This window comes from Xenophilus sp. (assembly GCF_044462705.1).
GTDB classification, from domain to species: domain Bacteria; phylum Pseudomonadota; class Gammaproteobacteria; order Burkholderiales; family Burkholderiaceae_C; genus Xenophilus; species Xenophilus azovorans.
Genome location: NZ_JBIQNC010000290.1, coordinates 1 through 4760 on the forward strand (window position 1 = coordinate 1; position 4760 = coordinate 4760).

The window sequence follows — 4760 nt, forward strand, 5'->3', positions numbered from 1 at the left end:
AGCAGTACGGCTTCAACGAGCGCGACCGCATCGCGCGCAGCGACGAAGGCTTCGATGCCGCGCGCTGGTCGCAACTGGCCGAGATCGGTGCGCTGGGAGCGCTCTTCCCCGAGGACGTGGGCGGCTTCGGTGGCGCCGGCTTCGACGTGGCCGTGGTCTTCGAGAGCCTGGGCAAGGGGCTGGTGGTCGAGCCCTTCCTCGGTGCGCTGATCGTCGGACGCGCCATCGCGCAGGCCGGCACCGCGGCGCAGAAGGAACGCATCGCTTCCTTGATCGACGGCAGCACCGTCGCGGCGCTGGCGCACGAGGAGCCGGGCTCGCACTACGAGCCTACGCAGGTGGCCACGCGCGCCGAGCGTTCGGGCGACGGCTGGGTGCTGAAAGGCGCCAAGGCCGTGGTGCAACTGGGCGACCGCGCCGGGCTGCTGCTGGTCTCGGCCCGCACCGGCGGCGCGGACGACGACGCGCAGGGCCTCTCGCTCTTCCTGGTGCCCGGCGACGCCCAAGGCCTTGCCTGGCGCGGCTACCGCAAGGTCGATGGCGGCCGCGCGGCGGAACTGGCGCTGGACCAGGTGAAGCTCGGCGCCGACGCGCTGCTGGGCGCCGAGGGCAAGGGCGCCGCCATCCTCGAGCACGCCACCGGTTGGGGCCTGCTGGCACTCGCTGCCGAGTCGCTGGGCGCGATGGAAGTCGCCAAGCGCGACACGCTCGAATACCTGCGCACCCGCAGGCAGTTCGGCGTGCCCATCGGCAGCTTCCAGGCGCTGCAGCACCGCATGGCCGACCTGCTGCTGGAGATCGAGCAGGGGCGCTCGGCCGTCATCAACGCGGCGGCCGCCATCGACGGCAGCGACCGAGTCGCGCGCGAAAAGGCGCTGTCGGCGGCCAAGTACAGCGTCGGCCGCATCGGCACGCGCGTGGCGGAGGAGTGCATCCAGCTCCACGGCGGCATCGGCATGACCTGGGAGCTGCCGCTCGCGCACTACGCCAAGCGCCTCGTGATGATCGACCACCAGTTCGGCGACGAGGACCATCACCTCGCGCGCTACATCGCCCTCGGCAAGGAGACCTCGCAATGACCGACACCGCCGTTCCCCCCATCCTCACCCGCCGCGAGGGCGCGGTGCTGGTGCTGGCGATCCACACGCCCGGCAAGCGCAACGCCATCAGCGCCGGCCTGTACGACGCGCTGGCCGAGGCGCTGACGGCCGCGCGCACCGACGCCGGCGTGGGCGCCGTGGTGCTGACCGGCGCCGACGGCTACTTCTGCTCCGGCGGCGACCTGAACCAGCTCGCCAAACGGCGCGAGCTCCCGCCCGAGGCCCGGCGCGAGCGGCTGGAAGGCCTGCATGGCCTGATCCGCCTGCTGCGCGACTTCCCCAAGCCCATCGTCGCCGCCGTGGAAGGCGGCGCGGCCGGTGCCGGCCTGTCGATGGCGATGGGCTGCGACCTGCTGGTGGCGGCGCGCGACGCCGTGTTCTCCGTTGCCTATGTCAAGGTGGGCCTCACGCCCGACGGCGGCGCCACCGCCTTCCTGGCCCAGGTGCTGCCGCGCCAGATGCTGACCGAGCTGTGCCTGACGGGCGACCGCGTCGGCGCCGAGCGGCTGCACGCCCTGGGCGTGGTCAACCGCCTCACCGAGCCCGGCGGCGCGGACGCGGAAGCCATCGCCCTGGCCGCGCGCCTGGCCGAAGGCCCCGAGCAGGCCACGGCCCGCATCAAGACGCTGTGCCGCGAGGCGATGTCGAACACGCTCGACGCGCAGCTCGACCGCGAGGCCGAGTTCATGGTCGAGGCGCAGGGCACGGCGGAGTCCGCCGAGGGCATCGGCGCCTTCCTGAACAAGCGCACGCCCGACTACGTGGCGCTCAGGAGCCGGCGATGAGCGAATCGCAACGCCTGCCGCTGGCCGGCGTGCGCGTGCTGGACCTGTCGCGCGTGCTGGCCGGCCCCATGTGCGCCCAGGCGCTGGGCGACCTGGGCGCGGAGGTCATCAAGATCGAGCACCCGGGCCGCGGCGACGACACGCGCGACTGGGGCATCCGTGTCGGCGCGCGCAACACCGCCTACTTCAACAGTGCCAACCGCAACAAGCAGTCGGTCGGCGTGGACCTGCAAAAGCCCGAGGGCCAGCGCATCGTGCGCGAGCTGGCCACCAAAAGCGACGTCGTGATCCAGAACTTCAAGTTCGGCGGCATCGCGAAGATGGGGCTGGATTACGAATCGGTGAAGGCGATCAATCCCGGCGTCGTGTATTGCTCCATCACCGGCTACCGCACCGACGGCCCCGAGGCCGCGCGCCCCGGCTACGACCTAGTGGTGCAGGGCGAGGCCGGCCTGATGGCGCTCAACGGCGAGGAAGGGCAGGGCCCGCTCAAGTTCGGCGTGGCGGCGGTGGACATGTTCACCGGCATGTACTCGGCGCAGGCCATCCTGGCGGCGCTGTTCGACCGCCAGCGCACCGGCGAGGGGCGGCACGTCGAGATGGCGCTGTACGACTGCGGCCTGATGATCACCGCCTACTACGGCATGGAGGCGCTGCTGCTGGGCGACGACCCGCCGAAGTACGGCAACGCGCACCCCTCCATCGTGCCCTACGGCGTGTTCGATGCGGCCGACGGCCCGCTGGTTATCACCGTGGGCAACAACGCGCAGTTCCAGCGCTTCTGCACCGAGGCGATCGAGCGGCCCGACCTGGCGGCCGACGAGCGCTTCGCCACCAACACCGGCCGCTCGCAGAACCGCCATGCGCTGCTGCCCGAACTGCGCGCGGAACTCGCGCGCCGGCCGCGCGAGCTGCTGTTGCAGCGCCTGACCGCTGCCGGCATCCCTTGCGGCGAGGTGCTGGGCCTGCTGGAGGCGCTGCAGTCGCGGCGCTCCGCCGAGGCCGGCCTGCTGGCCGAGCTGCCCAACCCCGAGGTCGGCCGCGTGCAGGTGCTGGCGCCGCCCTACCGCATTGACGGCCGGCGCATGCCCGTGCGCGCCGCGCCGCCGCTGCTCTCGCAGGACACCGACCGCGTGCTGGGCGGGCTGCTGGGCATGGATGCCCAGGCCATCGCCGCGCTCAGGCAGGACGGCGTCCTGTAGCAATCCACCGAACTTCCTTGAGATCCGTAGACCGATGACTTCCACCACCTTCACCCGCCGCCACGCGCTGGCGCTCGCCACCCTGTCCCTGGCCGCCATCGCCGCCGCCCCTGCCGCCGCGCAGGAGTGGCCCGCCAAGACCATCAAGCTGATCGTGCCCTTCCCGCCGGGCGGCCCCACCGACACCGCCTCGCGCGTGGTCGGCCAGAAGCTGGCCGAGCGCCTGAAGCAGCCGGTGGTGGTCGAGAACCGTGCCGGCGCCTCCGGCACCATCGCCGCGCAGTTCGTCGCCAAGAGCGCGCCCGACGGCTACACCTTCATGATGCTGGCCACGCCCACGCTGCTGGCGCCGCACCTGTACAAGTCGGCCGGCTACGACGTGAACAAGGGCTTCGCGCCCGTCGCCACGGTGTACGACCTGCCGATCGTGGTGGTGGTCAACCCCACCGTCATGCCCGACGTGAAGACGCTGCCCGAGCTGATCGCCAAGGCCAAGGCCGAGGGCGGCAAGCTCAACTACACCAGCTCCGGCCCCGGCAGCTTCGGCCACCTGACGATGGAGATGCTCAAGGACCTGGGCCAGTTCGACATGCAGCACATCGCCTACAAGGGCGGCACGCCGGCCGTGACCGACCTGCTGGGCGGGCAGGTGCCGGTGATGTATGCCGACCTCGTGGCCGCGCTGCCGCACATCCAGGCCGGCAAGCTGCGCGCCATCGCGATCGGCTCGCCGCAGCGCATCGTGCAACTGCCCGACGTGAAGACCATCGCCGAGCAGGGCTTCAAGGGCTTCGACGCCGTCTCGTGGGGCGGCCTGCTGGCACCCGCGGGCACGCCCAGGCCGGTGGTGGACCGCGTGAGCGCCGAGGTCAAGCAGATCCTGGCCGACAAGGGCGTGCAGGAGCAGCTCGTCAAGGCCGGCGCCATGGCCGCCTACGGCGACCCGGCGCAGATGGCCGAGCGCATCCGCACCGACTTCGACAAGTGGGGCAAGGTCATCCGCGACAAGAAGATCGCCGTCAACTGAACGAACGCAGCAAGGAGCGCAGCCATGAAAGTACTGGTGCCCGTCAAGCGGGTGGTGGACAAGGACATCAAGGTCCGCGTGAAGAGCGATGGATCGGGGGTGGACATCGCGAACGTGAAGATGAGCATGAACCCGTTCGACGAGATTGCGGTGGAGGAGGCGGTTCGGCTGAAGGAAAAGGGCGTGGCCACCGAGGTGATTGCCGTGAGCTGCGGCGAGGCCAAGTGCCAGGAGACGCTGCGCACGGCGATGGCCATCGGCGCGGACCGGGGCATCCTGGTGGAAAGCGCCGAGGAGTTGCAGCCCCTGGCGGTGGCCAAGCTGCTCAAGGCCCTGGTGGACAAGGAGCAGCCCGGCCTGGTGATCCTGGGCAAGCAGGCCATCGACGACGACGCCAACCAGACCGGCCAGATGCTGGCCGCGCTGGCGGACCTGCCCCAGGGCACCTTCGCCGGCAAGGTGGAAGTGGAAGACGACAAGGTGAAAGTCACCCGCGAGGTGGACAGCGGCCTGGAAACGGTCACGCTCACGGTCCCTGCGGTCATCACGGCCGACCTGCGCCTCAATGAGCCGCGCTACGTGACGCTGCCCAACATCATGAAGGCCAAGAAGAAGCAGCTGGACACGCTCAAGCCGGAAGAGCTGG

General features: G+C 70.8%; 5 protein-coding genes. All 5 read left to right on the forward strand.

Features of this window, described 5'->3' with window-relative positions; genetic code table 11:
• A partial coding sequence (locus ACIY1X_RS24885; RefSeq protein WP_399685947.1) for an acyl-CoA dehydrogenase family protein occupies nt 1-1079 on the forward strand: 1079 nt, incomplete at its 5' end.
• On the forward strand, nt 1076-1885 hold the full coding sequence (locus ACIY1X_RS24890; RefSeq protein WP_399685950.1) for an oxepin-CoA hydrolase, alternative type: 810 nt from the start codon (nt 1076-1078) through the stop codon (nt 1883-1885). The genes ACIY1X_RS24885 and ACIY1X_RS24890, both read left to right, overlap by 4 nt.
• Nucleotides 1882-3087 (forward strand): CaiB/BaiF CoA transferase family protein, encoded by a 1206-nt coding sequence (locus tag ACIY1X_RS24895; protein ID WP_399685953.1) that lies wholly within the window; start codon nt 1882-1884, stop codon nt 3085-3087. The genes ACIY1X_RS24890 and ACIY1X_RS24895 overlap by 4 nt, the downstream gene beginning before the upstream one ends.
• A gap of 34 nt (nt 3088-3121) precedes the next feature.
• The gene (locus ACIY1X_RS24900; RefSeq protein WP_399685955.1) at nt 3122-4114 is read left to right on the forward strand and encodes a Bug family tripartite tricarboxylate transporter substrate binding protein; all 993 of its coding nucleotides are present in this window, start codon (nt 3122-3124) and stop codon (nt 4112-4114) included.
• Nucleotides 4115-4138: 24 nt separating this feature from the next.
• On the forward strand, nt 4139-4760 hold a 622-nt coding region (locus ACIY1X_RS24905), incomplete at its 3' end, for an electron transfer flavoprotein subunit beta/FixA family protein (RefSeq protein ID WP_399685958.1).

What these genes read in the sequence shown, in the direction of transcription:
- ACIY1X_RS24890 (WP_399685950.1), top strand. Translation starts at nt 1,076, where the DNA reads ATGACCGACACCGCCGTTCCCCCCATCCTCACCCGCCGCGAGGGCGCG.
- ACIY1X_RS24895 (WP_399685953.1), top strand. Translation starts at nt 1,882, where the DNA reads ATGAGCGAATCGCAACGCCTGCCGCTGGCCGGCGTGCGCGTGCTGGAC.
- ACIY1X_RS24900 (WP_399685955.1), top strand. Translation starts at nt 3,122, where the DNA reads ATGACTTCCACCACCTTCACCCGCCGCCACGCGCTGGCGCTCGCCACC.